Origin of the sequence: Nodularia spumigena CCY9414, from assembly GCF_000340565.2 — a bacterium.
Taxonomy (GTDB): domain Bacteria; phylum Cyanobacteriota; class Cyanobacteriia; order Cyanobacteriales; family Nostocaceae; genus Nodularia; species Nodularia spumigena.
Window position 1 is genome coordinate 3,580,483 of sequence record NZ_CP007203.1, and the last position, 998, is coordinate 3,581,480.

2 protein-coding genes are annotated in these 998 nt (G+C 38.3%); both read right to left on the bottom strand.

Translation table 11 applies throughout. The features are described 5' to 3' along the window. Positions 1-587 (bottom strand): transposase family protein (locus tag NSP_RS25500; protein WP_478212179.1); only part of this gene is annotated, 587 nt, incomplete at its 3' end. Between the two features lie 96 nt (positions 588-683). Then, the gene (locus tag NSP_RS26450) at positions 684-860 is read right to left on the bottom strand and encodes a hypothetical protein (protein WP_157133666.1); all 177 of its coding nucleotides are present in this window, start codon (positions 858-860) and stop codon (positions 684-686) included. Positions 861-998 lie beyond the last annotated feature (138 nt).

Here is a 998-nt window from a genome sequence, read left to right on the forward strand (position 1 = left end):
CCCTGCTGATAAAATGCCTGCTTATTGCGAACGGCAGCCATCATTTCCAAGACCAAATCCTGACACCCATTCAGCGAAATTATCCAATTGTATCCGTATAAGCCTATCCAGAAAGCACTATGTCTTTTTCTGTTTCTGTTCAAATCACTTGGACGACAGACATAAGATTGTTGTCTAGAAAATTGAGTTTTTTGACCTTGTAACCATGCAGAAGTCATTGCTATAGCAATTAATAAAATCAGACGGACAAGCCTATCAGGAGAAGCTTGAGAACCTTCTAGATTATAGCCACCAGTTTTACAGTCTTTAAACATAGCCTCAATCCCAAAACGTTGACCATATATTTTGACAGTCGTTGATACATCTGTCAGATTAGTTGATAAATACCAAGGCTCTTTCTCTTGTTTGCCACGATATTTTCGTTTCCAATAAACTGCTAAATTACAACGACCAAACCCTTTATTTTGTGTGAGATTGACATCAGGATAAAATCGGCGGTCACCGGGAGAAAGTGGAATCGTATGTAGCGGTTGAAAATCTTGCCTTTTTTTCCGAAAAGTAGTGTCCTTTTTTTGTACGAAAAACATACTTTAAACCTTGACGGTGCAACCAACTGGCTAATTCAATCCCATGAAATTCTCTATCCCCAATCACCACTAATTGATAATGTTTCAAGAGCCGGATTACCGTAAGTGACGACGACGGCTATTTTGTTGTATTGGTAAAGGTATAGTAGCAGCCAATCTTTCTATTTTTACTTGTTTCTGACTTTGTAGCAACCATACCAGCATTTTTAGAGTAATTAATTGTGTACGGCTGAGGTACTTGGATAGGATTGGTTGATAGAATGAGGGTAACATTTATTTCGGGTCTTGTTAATTTGACGAGACCATTCTTTTTTACCATCAAACTGTCCCTCTTAATTAGCTGTCTAACCACATAGTATTGTCAATAAGAACCGTTTTTTTGAGAGGGTCTGTTACTTCAATCCCTCTGGG